We start from the raw sequence: 14,548 nt of genomic DNA on the forward strand, positions 1-14,548 counted from the left end.
GGCTAATTGGAAAGGTCTTTTAGTGTTTAAACAGGTCTTTTCAGAAATGCTGTTTTTTGAAATTGGCCTAGTATCACTTTTTCGTGTATTTTGCTCTCGGCGGTTGATTGAAATAAGTCACCGCACGAATTTTAAAGACTGGTAGCGACAGCTTATTAAAAGTTTTTTTGGAGAGTCCAGAGAAACTTTTTTTCAAAAAAAGGTTCTCTGGTCCCGCTGAAAGCGCCGCCGGAGGCTCTCTTAATAAAAAGCGCGATAGCGCATCAAAATAAATAAGGAAATAAAAATGTCAGAAGAATATAAATTTGGTTGGGTTGCTCTGATCGGCCCGCCCAACGCCGGTAAATCCACTCTTATGAACCATTATCTTGGTCAGAAGGTGGCGATTGTTTCACCCAAACCCCAGACAACCCGTAACCGGATTAGCGGTATCCTGAGTGATGAGAATTCGCAGGTCGTTTTTCTGGACACCCCCGGTATCCACCGCATGCGCGGCAAGATGAACCGTTTCCTGCTCGATTCCGCATGGGAAGCACTTGGCAATGCCGATGCCATTGTAGTGCTCTTTGACGCCGCACTTTACGCCGCTAAACCGCATCTGATGGAAAAAGAACTGGCTCCGGTTGTTAAGCCCGTGAACCAGTCCCGCAAAAAACTTTTCGTGGCTGTGAACAAGGTTGATAAGGTTAAAGATAAAGCCAAGCTACTTCCGGTTATGGAAAAGGCGCAGGAACTCTGGCCTGAAGCTGAGTTTATCCCTGTTTCCGCTTTGAAGGGTGACGGCGCTGACGTGCTTTTGGAAAAGGTTGTCGAGACCCTGCCTGAAGGTCCGCCCATGTTCCCGGAAGATCAAGTTTCCACTGTTCCTATGCGTTTTATGGCGGCTGAGACCGTGCGTGAAAAGCTGTTCATGAGCCTGCAGCAGGAACTGCCTTACTCCACCGCGGTTGAGATTGAATTCTGGACCGAGGAACCGGAGCGCAATCTGGTCAACATCGGTGCGATCATTTACACCACCAAGAAGAATCACAAGGGCATGATCATCGGTAAGGGTGGACAGAACCTTAAGAAAATCGGTTCACAGGCCAGACGTGAGCTTGAAGAAATGCTCGAGATGAAAGTTATGCTCGAACTTTGGGTTAAAGTCCGTGAAGGCTGGACCGAAGACGTGGGATTCCTGCGCTCACTTGGACTCGGCGAATAGTCGATTCTGTGAAATCTTGTCCTTTTGTTTTCTTTTTATTAAAGAAATTTATATAATCAACCGAATTTTAATGTATGCCGCTTACTAAAAACGGCAGTTTGACGATGAGTAACAGGGAAAAAGAACTTATTGAAAATATCTCAGAGGTTAAGGAAGAAGTCGCTCAGGCCTGCATGCGGGCCGGGCGTAAACCTGAAGAAGTGACCGTCATGGCGGTCTCCAAGCTTCATGCTGCCTCTGATATCGAGATCTTGTACAATGCCGGGCACAGCTGCTTTGGGGAATCCTATGTGCAGGAAGCCCTTGCCAAGCAGGAAGAGCTGTCCGGGCTGGATATAGACTGGCATTTTATTGGCGGTCTGCAATCCAAGAAGGCCAAGCAGGTGGCCGGTAAGTTCAGCGCCGTACACAGTGTGGACAGTTCCAAGCTGGCAGGACTGCTGAACAAAAAGGCCGAGGCTTTGGATGTGGTTCAGAATATCCTCATTCAGGTAAATACAGCTTGTGAGGATCAGAAGTGCGGGGTCACTGAAGAAACACTCCCTGCGCTGGTAGAAGAAATTCTGGGCTACAAAAATCTCAAGCTGATTGGACTCATGGCCCTACCTCCATTTTTCGGTGATCCGGAAGGGGCAAGGCCTTATTTTGCAAGACTGCGTATGCTTTCCGAAGGCATGGAAAAGCTTTTCGGAATTGAGCTGCCGGAACTCTCTATGGGCATGACCGGTGATTTCCGGGTAGCCATTGAGGAAGGTTCGACCATGGTCAGGGTCGGGACCAGGATTTTCGGCACCAGACCGGGCTATTAAACTTTAAAACACCCACAGGCGGACTGAATGGATCTGGGTACAGTTATAGGAATAGTTCTTTCTTTCGGGCTTGTTCTTTCGGCTATTCTGGTCGGAAGTTCGCTGGCTATTTTTATTTCCGTGCCCTCCATGCTGATTGTTATCGGCGGGACCATCGGGGCCTCGCTTGTTAACTACCCCATGGGCCATGTGCTCGGGGTAGTTGGGGTAATCAAAAAAACCTTTTTTTCCAGTCTTGAATCCCCGGGTGAGATTATCGATAAGTTTATGGATTTCGCCAACCGTGCCCGCCGCGAGGGAATCCTCTCCCTTGAACCTGCCTTGAAATCCATTGAAGATGATTTCTTGCGCAAAGGACTGCAGCTCACAGTTGACGGCCTTGAGCCGCAGGTTATTCAGGAAATTCTGGAAACCGAAATTCAGTATCTTGAGAACAGGCATGAGACCGGGGCTGAAATTTTGAAAATTTTTGCCGACTTTGCCCCGGCTATGGGTATGATCGGTACAGTTATCGGTCTTGTACAGATGCTTCAGACCATGAGTGACCCAAGTACCATTGGTCCGGCAATGGCCGTTGCGCTTTTGACCACACTTTACGGTGCGATTCTGGCCAACCTTGTTTTTACGCCCATGTCCGGAAAGCTCAAAACCCGCAGTAAGGAAGAGATTCTGCTTCGGGAAATGGTTATGGAAGGCATTATCTCAATTTCCAAAGGTGAGAACCCCAAAATTATTGAGGAGAAGCTGAACAGCTTCCTGCCTCCTAAAATACGCAAGATCAGCGATTAGCTGTTTGATTTACTGGCGTTACGGCCTGCAACTGTTACCGGGGGATGAATGGGTAGGAAGAAGAAGCCGCCTGAGCCGGAGGGCCAGCCTTTATGGCTGATCACCTTCAGTGATCTCATGACCCTGATGCTCACCTTCTTTGTGCTCTTGGTGAGTATGTCAGTTGTTGACGAACGCCGTAAATTGGTTGTCCTAGGTTCCATCATCGGTACCTTTGGTTTTGGTACCAAGGGCTATGATGTTCTTTCCGACACTCAGTCCCGTAAGACCGTTCAGGTCGGCCCCATGGAGCTGCAGGAAGATCTGGAGCCCATCAAGCCTTTGCTGTGGGAATTTGCGGAAGAAGATTTACGTTTTGAATCCAATCGGTTTGTTCAAATCCTTTCCATTGGAGCCGATGTCCTCTTCACTCCGGACAGCACCAGTCTCTCCATTGAGGGCACACGCATCCTCGATACCGTTCTTCCGGTCCTTAAAAGGGTCAAGCATCCTGTGCTTGTTGCCGGGCATACTTCTATCCTGCGCGATGAACTGGGTGAGGATTACCGAGTGGAAGACCGGGATCTTACCCCTGATATTTCATGGAAGCTTTCACTGAACAGGTCCCTTGCTGTCTATAATTACCTGATTCGTAACGGCATGAATCCGGAAATGTTGAAGCTGGAGGCATTCGGTAAATTCCGGCCCCGTCATCCAAATTCTACACCGGAAGGGCGCAAGATGAATCGCAGGGTCGACCTTGTCCTTGATACGCGCAGTGCTGCTGTTTCCAAAGAAATCAAGGAGTATCAGCCTCCGCGTAAGGAAGATGATAAATTCAAGTTTGATGATTTTGTCTTCCCTATCGGTGATGCCGAAAAACCACCTAAGGGACAGTGAGGCTGAGCTATGGGTCGCGATAAAGTAAAAAAGCCGCCGGATCCGGGTGGGGGGTGGCTGGTCACATTCTCTGATCTGGTCACCCTGCTTTTGACTTTTTTTGTGCTCTTGCTAAGTATGGCTTCAATGGACCAGAGTTTTATCACCCGGGTTACCATCATGCCTGCTGAACTTGGCTTTCTCGATAAGCGAGGTTCCGGGCGGGTAACAGCCAAGGTAAAGCTGGTCAGTGAATTTCTGGAGCGCCCTTGGGAGGTGCTTGAAAAGCAGAACCGGATTAAGGATCTGCTTTTTCCGGACGATGTTCTGCCGCCGGATATGGACCGGGCAACCCTTGATGAAAACCTTAAGGTTCTAGCCAAGCCTGAAGGTGTGGCTTTGGTGCTTACGGATAAGCTCATGTTTCCACTTGGTAAGTCTGAACTTGACGAGAGGGCGAAAATACTGCTTTACCAATTGGTTCCGGTGCTTGATTATCTGGGGTCCGCTGATGTTAATATTGCCGGGTATACGGATAATGTGGGTGGAATGAGTCCATCCAATTTCCAGTTATCCGGGGAGCGGGCCATGGCCGTGCTTACATATTTTGTGGAGCAGGGTATAATGAATGACCGGTTGACAGTTTCCGCCTGCGGGCCGACATTTCCGTTGTACAGCAACACCACTCCGGAAGGGCGCGCTCAGAACAGGCGGGTTGAAATATTGATAAAGACGACTCCCCCCATGGGGGGCTACTAGTCCAGTACACATAATTAAGAGGGTGAATCATGGCTGATGAAGGTCAGGAATCGAAAAAGAAAGGCGGAATGCTGAAGTGGATAATCCTTATCCTGCTTCTTGCCATACTTGGTGGCGGTGGTTTTTTCGCCTACAAGAAATTTTTTTCCGCTCAGCCTGAAGATGCTGTGGAAGAACCTAAGGAAGATCAGGCCGCAGAAGGTGAAGATCCGGGAACTCTTCCCGGTGACGGGTTTACCGTTACCCTGCCTACTTTTGTAGTTAACCTTGCTGACCCGCTGGGGCGCAGGTACCTTAAGCTTGGGGTTGATGTTGAGGTTGTCAGCGAAGAGGCCGTGGCGGAGCTTTCCAAGAAAGAACCTATGGTCAAGGATACGCTTATCCTGCTGCTTTCCAGCAAGACTTATCAGGATCTTTCCACCATGGAGAGCAAGATTCTCCTGAAAAAGGAAATTGTGGACCGGCTGAACCAGATTCTGGGCGGCTCTAAGGTTTTACAGGTATATTTTACGGATATGGTTATCCAGTAGCACGGTTTTTGCTTAACCCTTTGATGGTGTGTCGATTTTATGTCGTCAGGACCGTTTTACGGGATGGCCAATGAATAATCCGGAGGTAGGCTGCAATGATGTCAGATGATCTTGATCAGGATAAACTAGCACAGGAGTGGGCGGACGCACTCACTGACGATTCCGCAGGTGGTGACCCTCTGGGTGGTGATCCCGGTGACGGCAATGATGAAGCTCTGGCCGATGAATGGGCTGCTGCACTGGCTGAACAGGATGAGCCCGGAGCCTCTGATGAAGACGCTCTTGCTGATGAATGGGCGGCTGCCCTTGGTGAGCAGGGTGATGAAGGTGGCGGCGAAATGGATCTCGGCGGCGGTGGGGGGGGGGACGATGCCCTTGCTGATGAGTGGGCTGCTGCCCTTGCTGAAGATACCGGCGATGACATTCGCAAGGAAAAGGAACAGGAATTTCTGCGTACCCAGACCCGGGATGCTGATTTCAAAGACCTGACCAATGAGGCCAAGAACCCGCGTCATGACGGTTCAAGGCGTGACCTTGATTTTATCCTCGATATTCCGCTGGATGTTTCCGCTGAACTGGGCCGAGCCAAGATGCTCATCAACGAGCTCCTGCAATTGGGAACAGGTTCTGTTGTCGAGCTGACCAAGCTGGCCGGGGAACCCCTTGAAATTTATGTTAACGGCAAACTGGTCGCCCGTGGCGAAGCTGTTGTTATTAATGAAAAATTCGGTATCAGGCTGACTGATATCATCAGCCCCATTGAAAGGGTGAAGCATCTTGCCTAACGCAACAGCCAGCGCATTTATAGCCCCGGAATCCGGTTTGGATTCTGTGCTCAAGATGTCGGCAGCGCTTTTTTTCATTCTGGCAATGCTGCTTCTGGCATATTATTTCATGCGCCGTTTGAATATCGGGGGATCTTTTCCCGGTGCGAGAAAAGGTGTGCTTGAAATTGTTGATCGGCTTCCTTTAGGGCCGCGCCAGAATATTACTGTGGTCAGGTATCGCGACCGTGAAATGGTGGTCGGTGTTACTCAGGATAATATTACTCTGCTCCAAGCAAGGGATGAAGGGCATGCAAAGATTGATTCCGACTTTGCCGGATACCTTGAAAAAGAAAGCTCCGGCTCTTCTGACTCTTAGCGCAATTTTTCTGCTGCTTATTCCGGCAGCAGCCTTTGCTCAGGAGACAGTACCTACCCTTACGCTCAATCTTGCTGCCGGACAGGAAGAGCCGGAGCAGGTTGCCAAGCTTTTGGAAATCCTGTTCCTGCTGACCATTTTGGGTATGGCTCCGTCCATCCTGCTGACCATGACTTCCTTTACCCGGATCATCATTGTTTTCCACTTTCTGCGTCAGGCCATGGGAACGCAGCAGATGCCTCCCAACCAGATTCTGGCCTCCCTTGCTATTTTTATGACCGTGGTCATCATGATGCCCACCGGTAAGGCCGTAAACGATCAGGCCCTACAGCCCTATCTCAACGAGGAAATAGGCTTTACCGAAGCCCTTGACCGGGCACAGGTTCCCATACGCACATTTTTATTCAAGCATACCAGAGAGAAAGATCTTTCCATTTTTTATTCCATTACCGGGGAAAAGCGGCCGGAAACCAAGGAGGACGTGAATACCATGCTCCTTATTGCCGCTTATACCATCAGTGAACTTAAGACCGGTTTTACCATCGGCTTTCTGATTTATGTTCCGTTCCTGATCCTCGATATGGTTATCGCCAGTATTCTGCTGGCTATGGGTATGATGATGCTGCCCCCGGCAATGGTTTCGTTGCCGTTTAAGATTTTACTGTTTATCATGGTTGACGGTTGGTCGCTCTTAACCGGGTCCATCGTTAACACGTTCCAGTGACCCGGGCAGTAGTGCGTCTTTTTTACGCGGAGGCATAGAAAAATGACCCCAGAATTTGTTATCGGATTTGCAAAGCAGTCAATTGAACTGGCCCTGACGTTGGCGTTGCCTATGCTTATGGTCGGGCTGGTTGTGGGTATTTTTGTTTCCGTAATTCAGGCCGCAACGCAGATTCAGGAAATGACCCTGACCTTTGTTCCCAAGATCGTTTCCATGTTTCTGGCCCTGCTTTTTGCTTTTCCGTGGATTATGGACAAAATGATTGATTTTACACGTAATATTTTTTTAAACCTGCCCAACTATATTAAGTAGATTTTATTTAGATTATTTCTAAAAAATAGCCCCCTGAAAAAATACTTTTCTTCAGGGGGCTTACTTTATGTCTGTCTAGGCAGAAAATTTAAGCTGATTTAGCCTAACCGTCTGGCAAATTCACTGATCAACATGGCTCCGGCCTGTGCTACGTTCAGGGAATCGAAGTCCCGGCGGAAGGGGATATGGATAAGTTTCTGGCAGCGTTTTTCAACATTGAAGCGGATGCCTTTTTCCTCATTGCCGAGGACAAGGATAGCCGGGGTATGAATCTCAGCTGTGTAGGCGGATGAAGAATCTTCATCAAGTCCGGCCCCGTAGATGCTGATACCCATATCGATTGCTTTGTCGAGGGCTTGGGAAATATTATTGACCCTTGCTACGGGCAGTTTATTAAGTGCTCCGGCGCTTGCTTTAACTGCTGCAGGGCCGAGGAAGGCACCGCCGTGCTTGGCAGTTACAATTCCTGCACCGCCTAATGCGTAGAGGGAGCGGGCCAGAACGCCCACATTGCCGGGGTCCTGAACCTGATCCAGAACAACCAATAGGGGCAGGGGCGATTCAGCCAGATTCTCCAGCATATCGTCGTAATCGGCAAAGGGAAGGGCGGCAACGCGGGCAATTACTCCCTGATGGTTTCCTGAGAATACCCGGCCCAGTTCCGCCTTGTCGGCGATCTTGTATTTGATACCGTGCTTTTTACAGCGCTGGATAGTGCGTTCGAAATTTTTGTCCTGACGCCCTTTTTGCAGGTAAAGCAGGTCAATCCTCTCAGGAGAGTCTAAAAGAAGCTCCTGAACCGGTTTGCGGCCCGCTATGATGGTGTTATCGTCTTCTCTGGTCTTTTTTTTCATGCAAAATCTACCTTTTTATTAAAAATCTAAAAATCTGCTTGGGCGCGGATTTTTTTGTAGTTGTCTTATTTATTTTCGGAAGCTGAAAGTTGCTCACTTTCAGATCTCATAATTGGCTAATTAAACTGCTTTGTTACGGTGAATACGATTCTCAATTTATTAACACCTAGCCAGTCCAAAGCTCGAGCATAATGGGCTGAAACCCTTGCGCCCGAACGGTTTGGGCAATCTATACGTTTCGTTTTACTATTGCAAACCCTCGCGCTTTAGTATAGCTCTACATATGTTTGAACAACTCAAATCTTTGCACTGAAAAGCTTGTATTTTTAAGCTCTTGAGCTTCTTTTTATGTGCCTAACCGGGTAAATTTTATAGTTTTTCTAGATAAATTATGGATAAAATCAATACGTTTGACGTCCACAGTGACAAGGAGTCGAAGATGCTGAAATCGTTTCGGTTAATCGCACTTCTGGCTTTATTTGCATTTTTTGCCGGGTGTTCTGCCAAGACCGCTCCGGTTGATGAGGCTGCTCTTGATGCCCAGACAAAAGCCGCCTTAAAAAGTGAAGCTTCGGTTGAAACCGAAGTAGCCGATTCCGGGGTTGAGCCTCTCGATCCTGAGCTGGAAGCCGCTCCGCAGGAAGCTGAGAAGCTTACCCCTGAGGAAGAAAAAGTTCTCCAGTCCAGCAACGGAATCTTATTCGACCTTGATGAGCACGATACGAAGGAAGTGCAGCAGTACTTTGGTTTTTTTACCCATAAGGCACGCAAGACTTTCGATCGCTGGTTGAAACGTTCCGAGCCTTTCCTGCCTTATGTGCGTCAGGTACTTTCTGAAAATAATATGCCTCAGGACCTGGCCATGCTGCCTTTTGCCGAAAGCGGTTACAACGCATGGGCTTATTCCCGTGTTGGCGCGGCAGGTATGTGGCAGTTTATGCCCTATACAGGACGGTTATATGGCCTGCGTGTGGACTGGTGGGTTGATGAACGCCGTGATCCATATAAATCAACCAAAGCAGCGGTTGAGTACCTCAAGGTTTTGCACGAAATGTTCGGTGACTGGTATTTGGCCCTTGCTGCTTATAATGCTGGTGAAGGTAAGATCGGGCGAGCTTTGAGAAAGACAGGTTCCAAAGATTTCTTTGATCTGACCAAGAATAACCATAAACTCAGCAGAAGAGCCCGACTCCGCGCTGAGACCAAGAACTACGTTCCCAAATTCATTGCCATCTCCAAGATTTTCAAAAACCTTGATGAACTCGGTTTTACCAATATTGACTGGAACAACGGTATACAGGTTGAAACCGTTAAGGTTCCCGGTGGTACCGACCTGCTGGCACTTGCCAAAGCCTGCGGCATGAAATGGAGTGAGTTCCATAAACTCAACCCCCATTTCCGCAGACAGGTCAGCCCGCCCAACGCAGTAATTAATGCTTACCTTCCCGAAAGGGTCATGGCTAATGCTGCCGATTACCTCGAATCCCCCAATTCGCGTCCTTTTGCAGGCTATAAGCGCTACAAAATCCGCAAGGGTGATTCCTGGTACCGCATTGCCCGCCGTTACGGCATTCCCGTGGCTGTGCTTAAGTCTGTAAACAACCGCAGGTCCAACCTGATTAAGCCCGGTCAGTACATCATGATTCCGGGTAGAGGATCCTCCAAGGCTGTTTACGCAACTAAAACCAGTAAAACCCGTCGTACCGCGCAGAGCCGTGCTAACTACCAGGTTCGCAAGGGTGATACCCTCTGGGATATTGCCAGCCGCTATCATGTAAGTGTGCGTACCCTCAAACGTGCAAACGGCCTTTATTCTTCCAAGCTCAAGATCGGTCAGAAGCTCTACATTCCCGATAACAATGCCCGCAGTTCCGCGCGTTCCGTTGCCAAGGCTGAGAACGTCAAGCAGCAGTTGGTTAAATATCGGGTCCGTCGCGGCGATAACCTCTGGAAAATTGCCCGCCGTTTTGGAGTGAAGGTTTCTTCACTCATGAAGTGGAACAGCTTGAATTCCAAGTCTATTCTCCGTCCCGGTGATAGAATCAAGGTTTACGTCCAGTAAAACAAATTGAGTTAAAGACAAAATAAAGGCGGTTTCCCTAGGGTTGCCGCCTTTTTCTTTTGCCCCTTTCTTGTTAAGTAGCCTTTCCACGCAGTGAGCAGAATCACCCCTCACTCCATAATAATCATGTAAAAATAAGGTATTGCCCCGATGGCTATTCAGAGTACCAACCCCATGACCGGAAAGGTCGAAAAAAAATTTACTGAATTAAGCTCCGCAGAAACTTCTTCCATTTTAGCATCAGTTGCGGATGCATTTTCCACTTGGAAATCTACTTCTTTTGAACATCGTGCAGATTGTTTACGCAATCTGGCTGCATTGCTTCGTGAACGTGCAGATCATTTTGCAGAACTTATGGCCGCTGAAATGGGTAAACCGCTCAAATCAGGCAGGGCAGAAGTTCTTAAGTCTGCTACTGTCTGTGATTTTTATGCTGATAACGGTGCTGCCATGCTGGCCAGTGAGCCAAAAATTGTCGATGGTATGCAGTGCTCTGTAGAGTACGCCCCTATGGGTTCTGTACTGGCCGTGATGCCTTGGAACTATCCGGTATGGCAGGTTTTGCGTATTGCCGTACCCACACTCATGGCAGGCAACACAATGCTTTTAAAGCATGCTCCCAATGTTCCACAGTGCGCTCTGGCTATTGAAGAGCTTTTCTGTGAGTCCATATTTCCTGAAAATGTATTCCGGACCTTAATCGTCGGTACCGAGCAGGTTGAAGACGTGCTGGCAGATGACTCTGTTATCGGTGTCTGCCTCACAGGTAGCGTCAGAGCTGGGCGTGCGGTTGCCGCACTAGCCGGCGCACACCTCAAGAGGTCAGTTATGGAGCTTGGCGGAAGCGATGCTTTTGTGGTCCTTGCTGATGCTGATCTGGACAAGGCTGCAGCCACAGGAGCTGAATCCCGCTGTTCCAACGCAGGACAAGCCTGTATTGCTGCCAAGCGTTTCATTGTCCACAATGATGTCTACGATGAGTTCATCGGCAAGCTTAAAGAGCGCATGGAATCTGTCCCAATGGGCAGCCCTCTGGATGAAAATACCGTTATGGGACCCATGGCTTCACACCAGTTCCGCGATAATCTGTTATTTCAGGTAGAGAGCTGTCTCAAAGCGGGTGGCAGAATTGTACTTGGTGGGGAAGTTCCTGATGGCGAAGGGGCTTTTTACCCTCCGACCATTATCACTGATGTTCCTTTCGAAAGCGACGCGGGGCGTGATGAAATTTTCGGGCCTGTAGCCCTTGTATTCCGTGCAGATAGCGAAGAGCAGGCCATGGAAATGGCTAACGACAGTGCATTCGGCCTCGGTGGTTCAGTTTGGACCCGTGATGAGGAAAAAGGATTGCGTCTTGCCCGTCAGATCGAAGCCGGACTGGTCTACGTGAACGGACGTGTAAGCAGCCGTCCGCCGCTTCCGTTCGGAGGGGTAAAGAATTCAGGTTACGGCCGCGAGCTTTCTACTTACGGAATTAGGGAATTTGTGAACGTTAAGTCTGTTTGTATCGGATAGAAAAACTACTCTCTGCTTATAAACTGAGGAAGATAGCAATAACTTCCTAGCTCATATTTAAGGCTTTGGTGTAACTACTGAATCAATTCATAATTATACTAAAGGAGCTGGGCAATGGATAAGGTTAATATTCGTAGTGAATTAGCCAGAATCAGTGAGTATTGGTCTCAGGTAGTTATTGGGGAAGGTAATAATCAGCTTTTCAAGATCGCCAAGGGTCTGGGCAGCACAAATTGGCATAAGCACGATGATCAGGATGAAATATTTATTCTGTACAAGGGGTGTATGATTATCGAGCTTCGTGACCGTACCATTCAATTATTTGAGGATGATATGTTCATAGTTCCAAAAGGTGTAGAGCACCGTCCTAAGGCCGATAACGAGGCTGAATTTCTTATTATCGTTTTAAATATTACCTCTACTGAAGCGGGCGGTAAGCCTAACCTTTAACCTCGATCCCTAATACGAAAAGCAGTACCTTTGGGGCTGTTTTAATGTTCATAATTTTAATGCAGTCAGTTTTCCCGATCAACGTGAAATCTTGGGGAACTGACTGCATTTTATTTTGCTTTTAGGATTAAAGGCTCTTGAGCAGTAGTTCTCTCGCCTTCTTCTCATCCAACTTAATTCCTGTCCAAAGTCTGAATTGTTCCAGCCCCTGATGGATGAACATCTCGATTCCGTGGATTACAGTGCATCCTTTGGCTTTGGCTTCGCGTATGAAAACAGTCTCCATGGGGTTGTAGACTAGGTCGAAGACAATGGTGTTCGCGTTCTGATTATCCATGATCATGGGGTTGATCTCTTCAAATTTTCCTGACATGCCTAGCGAGGTGGAATTCACGATAAGATCGAAGCTTTGATCGCCACGAGCGTCCCAATCAAGGGCTGATATTTTGAATTCAGCAGCGAGATCATTTGCTTTTGATTTAGTGCGGTTGGTAATGAAAATTTCCTTGATGCCCAATGATTGAAGACCTGTGATCGCAGCGCGAGCAGCACCTCCGGCACCGATCAGAAGGGCTTTTTGCACCTGATCTGAATAAGGACGCAGCGGCTCCGAGACTCCCGCGGCATCGGTATTGTCGCCCACGATTTTATCACCGTTCCAATAGAGTGTATTCACCGCTCCCACAGACCTAGCGCGCTCGGTCAGCTGATCAATGTAGTTCATTACGGAAAGTTTATGGGGAATAGTCACGCTGGCACCGGAAATGGGCAGATTTTTGAAAGTCTGCATGAAATTTTGGACCTTTTCCGGCTCAGTAGGCCAAGCCATGTATATTGCCGGAATTTTGTGCTCTGCAAAGCCCCAGTTATGCAGCAAAGGACTCATTGTATGGCCAAGAGGGTGTCCAATTATTCCAAAAAGCTTTTCAGGCTTGAATACTTCCATATTTAGCTCCTGAAGACGTTTGTGGTCTTTTGTAAAGACTAGATCGTTTTTTTGAATTAAAACGCTTAAAATTAATGATAAAATTAAAAGAAATATTTAAAGGCAGGAGTTTGTGCTTGGCAATAGAAATACAAGATCTATTTATCATCAAGCACCTTTTGCTAATCTACACGGCGAAGCCCTAGGGGGTAAGCCGCTGGAGGCAAAATCTTTCTATCAAAAAGCGCGAAGCGCATCAAAAAGAAATGCCCCCTGCGAAAATTCGTAGGGGGCATTTAAATTGTGCGTACTTAGATAGCAGCAGCGCCTTCTTTGAGGGCTTCTGCGTTTTTGGGGATGAGGTGGTGGTAGTGGGCGGAGATCACGTTTTCGAGGGAGTCGATGACTGCCTGCAGGTCCATGATACTAGTCGCCTTGATGAAGGCACCGAGTGCTACCATGTTTGCCATGCGGGTATTACCGAGTTTGTCGGCGATATCGTTGCAGGGCACCATGTAGGATTTGATGCGCTTGGTGTCCACCAGCTCTGCGTCAACAAGAGAGGAGTTGACGATCTGGATACCGTCATCCATGAGCATGGGCTGGAATTTATCCAGAGAAGGACGGTTCATGATGATCAGGCTGTGAGGGCTGCGGATGATGGGGGAACCGATTTCGTCGTCGGAAAGTACGACTGTGCAGTTCGCGGTACCGCCGCGCATTTCAGGGCCGTAAACCGGAATGTAGGTTACGTTCAGTCCGGCATTCATGCCTGAATAGGCCAGCAGGTTACCGATGAGCATAACGCCCTGTCCGCCGAATCCGGCAATGATGCTGTCGAGGTATTTGCTCATCTTAGTCCTCCGCAGTTACGTCTTTATATACACCCAGCGGGAAGTAGGGGATCATTTCAGATTCAACCCTTTCGTTCGCCTGAATGGGAGTCATTCTCCAGTTGGTGGGGCAGGTTGCCAGCAGCTCGATGAAACCGAAACCGAGACCTTTCTGCTGCACTTCAAAAGCCTTTTTCATGGCTTTCTTGGCCTGACGGATGTTTTTCACATTGTTCAGGGCCACGCGTGCTGCGTAAGCGGTTCCACCGAGGGTGGCGATGATCTCTGCCATCTTGATAGCCTGACCTTCCTTCATGGGATCACGTCCATTGGGGGAAGTGGTGGTCTTCTGGCCTTCCATGGTGGTGGGAGCCATCTGTCCGCCGGTCATGCCGTAAACAGTGTTGTTTACGAAGATGATGGAGACTTTTTCACCGCGGTTGGCGATGTGCATGATCTCAGCCATACCGATGGAAGCGAGGTCGCCGTCACCCTGATAGGAGAGGACAAACTTGTCACCGCGGGCGCGTTTTACGCCTGTTGCAACTGCCGGTGCGCGGCCGTGCGGAGCTTCCACACTGTCTACGCCGAGGTAGTTGTAAAGGAATACGGAACAGCCGATTGAGGTGACCAGAAGGGTGTCTTCGGTCAGGCCCATTTCGCTGAGCAGTTCACCCGCAAGTCTGTGGGCGATACCGTGCTGGCAGCCGGGACAGTAGTGGGTGGGAACGTCTACAATTGCGTCAGCCTTATCAAAGGCGAGAATTTCTTGTTCGCTCAT

At 48.7% G+C, this 14,548-nt stretch carries 17 protein-coding genes; 13 read left to right on the forward strand and 4 right to left on the reverse strand.

The window, feature by feature from the left end; genetic code table 11:
- Window positions 1–286 precede the first annotated feature (286 nt).
- From era to fliQ, 10 genes are all read left to right on the forward strand, one after another.
- Window positions 287–1,204 carry a GTPase Era gene (gene era, locus ACO05Z_RS19970; RefSeq protein ID WP_421903946.1) on the forward strand — a complete coding sequence of 306 codons (918 nt, stop codon included), beginning with the start codon at window positions 287–289 and terminating at the stop codon, window positions 1,202–1,204.
- Window positions 1,205–1,308: 104 nt separating this feature from the next.
- Window positions 1,309–2,013 carry a YggS family pyridoxal phosphate-dependent enzyme gene (locus tag ACO05Z_RS19975; protein WP_421903947.1) on the forward strand — a complete coding sequence of 235 codons (705 nt, stop codon included), beginning with the start codon at window positions 1,309–1,311 and terminating at the stop codon, window positions 2,011–2,013.
- Window positions 2,014–2,040: 27 nt separating this feature from the next.
- The gene (locus tag ACO05Z_RS19980) at window positions 2,041–2,802 is read left to right on the forward strand and encodes a motility protein A (RefSeq protein WP_421903948.1); all 762 of its coding nucleotides are present in this window, start codon (window positions 2,041–2,043) and stop codon (window positions 2,800–2,802) included.
- A 48-nt stretch (window positions 2,803–2,850) separates the two neighbouring features.
- Window positions 2,851–3,681: an OmpA/MotB family protein gene (locus tag ACO05Z_RS19985; protein WP_421903949.1), complete on the forward strand. Its 831-nt coding sequence runs from the start codon at window positions 2,851–2,853 to the stop codon at window positions 3,679–3,681.
- 9 nt (window positions 3,682–3,690) lie between these two features.
- Window positions 3,691–4,419 carry an OmpA family protein gene (locus tag ACO05Z_RS19990; protein WP_421903950.1) on the forward strand — a complete coding sequence of 243 codons (729 nt, stop codon included), beginning with the start codon at window positions 3,691–3,693 and terminating at the stop codon, window positions 4,417–4,419.
- Window positions 4,420–4,448: 29 nt separating this feature from the next.
- Window positions 4,449–4,949, forward strand: a complete 501-nt coding sequence (locus tag ACO05Z_RS19995; RefSeq protein WP_421903951.1) for a flagellar basal body-associated FliL family protein — start codon at window positions 4,449–4,451, stop codon at window positions 4,947–4,949.
- A 95-nt stretch (window positions 4,950–5,044) separates the two neighbouring features.
- Complete coding sequence (gene fliN / locus ACO05Z_RS20000) at window positions 5,045–5,734, forward strand: flagellar motor switch protein FliN (RefSeq protein ID WP_421903952.1); 690 nt, start codon at window positions 5,045–5,047, stop codon at window positions 5,732–5,734.
- Window positions 5,727–6,092 (forward strand): flagellar biosynthetic protein FliO, encoded by a 366-nt coding sequence (fliO, locus tag ACO05Z_RS20005; RefSeq protein ID WP_421903953.1) that lies wholly within the window; start codon window positions 5,727–5,729, stop codon window positions 6,090–6,092. Before fliN ends, fliO begins: the two co-directional genes overlap by 8 nt.
- Entirely contained in the window at window positions 6,025–6,816 is a 792-nt protein-coding gene (fliP, locus tag ACO05Z_RS20010) for a flagellar type III secretion system pore protein FliP (RefSeq protein ID WP_421903954.1), read from the forward strand. The genes fliO and fliP overlap by 68 nt, the downstream gene beginning before the upstream one ends.
- A gap of 42 nt (window positions 6,817–6,858) precedes the next feature.
- The gene (gene fliQ, locus ACO05Z_RS20015; RefSeq protein WP_015853679.1) at window positions 6,859–7,128 is read left to right on the forward strand and encodes a flagellar biosynthesis protein FliQ; all 270 of its coding nucleotides are present in this window, start codon (window positions 6,859–6,861) and stop codon (window positions 7,126–7,128) included.
- Window positions 7,129–7,226: 98 nt separating this feature from the next.
- On the opposite strand, the gene rlmB is transcribed toward fliQ, so the two are convergent.
- Window positions 7,227–7,982, reverse strand: coding sequence for a 23S rRNA (guanosine(2251)-2'-O)-methyltransferase RlmB (rlmB, locus tag ACO05Z_RS20020; protein WP_421903955.1), 756 nt, complete (start codon window positions 7,980–7,982; stop codon window positions 7,227–7,229).
- 439 nt (window positions 7,983–8,421) lie between these two features.
- On the opposite strand from rlmB, the gene ACO05Z_RS20025 reads away from it, so the two are divergent.
- From ACO05Z_RS20025 to ACO05Z_RS20035, 3 genes are all read left to right on the forward strand, one after another.
- Window positions 8,422–10,044 (forward strand): LysM peptidoglycan-binding domain-containing protein, encoded by a 1,623-nt coding sequence (locus ACO05Z_RS20025; RefSeq protein WP_421903956.1) that lies wholly within the window; start codon window positions 8,422–8,424, stop codon window positions 10,042–10,044.
- A gap of 150 nt (window positions 10,045–10,194) precedes the next feature.
- Window positions 10,195–11,559 (forward strand): NAD-dependent succinate-semialdehyde dehydrogenase, encoded by a 1,365-nt coding sequence (locus ACO05Z_RS20030; protein ID WP_421903957.1) that lies wholly within the window; start codon window positions 10,195–10,197, stop codon window positions 11,557–11,559.
- Window positions 11,560–11,673: 114 nt separating this feature from the next.
- Complete coding sequence (locus ACO05Z_RS20035; protein WP_421903958.1) at window positions 11,674–12,009, forward strand: cupin domain-containing protein; 336 nt, start codon at window positions 11,674–11,676, stop codon at window positions 12,007–12,009.
- A gap of 127 nt (window positions 12,010–12,136) precedes the next feature.
- Here ACO05Z_RS20035 and aroE read toward each other — a convergent pair whose 3' ends face one another.
- The 3 genes from aroE to ACO05Z_RS20050 form a co-directional block, all read right to left on the reverse strand.
- On the reverse strand, window positions 12,137–12,955 hold the full coding sequence (gene aroE / locus ACO05Z_RS20040) for a shikimate dehydrogenase (RefSeq protein WP_421903960.1): 819 nt from the start codon (window positions 12,953–12,955) through the stop codon (window positions 12,137–12,139).
- A gap of 290 nt (window positions 12,956–13,245) precedes the next feature.
- A complete protein-coding gene (locus ACO05Z_RS20045; protein ID WP_421903961.1) occupies window positions 13,246–13,788 on the reverse strand; it encodes a 2-oxoacid:acceptor oxidoreductase family protein in 543 nt (180 codons plus the stop codon).
- 1 nt (window position 13,789) lies between these two features.
- Window positions 13,790–14,548, reverse strand: a complete 759-nt coding sequence (locus ACO05Z_RS20050) for a thiamine pyrophosphate-dependent enzyme (RefSeq protein ID WP_421903962.1) — start codon at window positions 14,546–14,548, stop codon at window positions 13,790–13,792.

The sequence above is a fragment of the Maridesulfovibrio sp. genome, assembly GCF_965230075.1.
GTDB lineage: Bacteria > Desulfobacterota > Desulfovibrionia > Desulfovibrionales > Desulfovibrionaceae > Maridesulfovibrio.

Coding starts and splice junctions, on each gene's coding strand:
- ACO05Z_RS19975 (WP_421903947.1), top strand. CDS start 1,309: ATGAGTAACAGGGAAAAAGAACTTATTGAAAATATCTCAGAGGTTAAG.
- fliN (WP_421903952.1), top strand. CDS start 5,045: ATGATGTCAGATGATCTTGATCAGGATAAACTAGCACAGGAGTGGGCG.
- ACO05Z_RS20035 (WP_421903958.1), top strand. CDS start 11,674: ATGGATAAGGTTAATATTCGTAGTGAATTAGCCAGAATCAGTGAGTAT.
- ACO05Z_RS20045 (WP_421903961.1), bottom strand. CDS start 13,788: ATGAGCAAATACCTCGACAGCATCATTGCCGGATTCGGCGGACAGGGC.
- ACO05Z_RS20025 (WP_421903956.1), top strand. CDS start 8,422: ATGCTGAAATCGTTTCGGTTAATCGCACTTCTGGCTTTATTTGCATTT.
- ACO05Z_RS19990 (WP_421903950.1), top strand. CDS start 3,691: ATGGGTCGCGATAAAGTAAAAAAGCCGCCGGATCCGGGTGGGGGGTGG.
- era (WP_421903946.1), top strand. CDS start 287: ATGTCAGAAGAATATAAATTTGGTTGGGTTGCTCTGATCGGCCCGCCC.
- rlmB (WP_421903955.1), bottom strand. CDS start 7,982: ATGAAAAAAAAGACCAGAGAAGACGATAACACCATCATAGCGGGCCGC.
- fliP (WP_421903954.1), top strand. CDS start 6,025: ATGCAAAGATTGATTCCGACTTTGCCGGATACCTTGAAAAAGAAAGCT.
- ACO05Z_RS20030 (WP_421903957.1), top strand. CDS start 10,195: ATGGCTATTCAGAGTACCAACCCCATGACCGGAAAGGTCGAAAAAAAA.
- fliQ (WP_015853679.1), top strand. CDS start 6,859: ATGACCCCAGAATTTGTTATCGGATTTGCAAAGCAGTCAATTGAACTG.
- aroE (WP_421903960.1), bottom strand. CDS start 12,955: ATGGAAGTATTCAAGCCTGAAAAGCTTTTTGGAATAATTGGACACCCT.
- ACO05Z_RS19995 (WP_421903951.1), top strand. CDS start 4,449: ATGGCTGATGAAGGTCAGGAATCGAAAAAGAAAGGCGGAATGCTGAAG.
- ACO05Z_RS19980 (WP_421903948.1), top strand. CDS start 2,041: ATGGATCTGGGTACAGTTATAGGAATAGTTCTTTCTTTCGGGCTTGTT.
- ACO05Z_RS19985 (WP_421903949.1), top strand. CDS start 2,851: ATGGGTAGGAAGAAGAAGCCGCCTGAGCCGGAGGGCCAGCCTTTATGG.
- ACO05Z_RS20050 (WP_421903962.1), bottom strand. CDS start 14,548: ATGAGCGAACAAGAAATTCTCGCCTTTGATAAGGCTGACGCAATTGTA.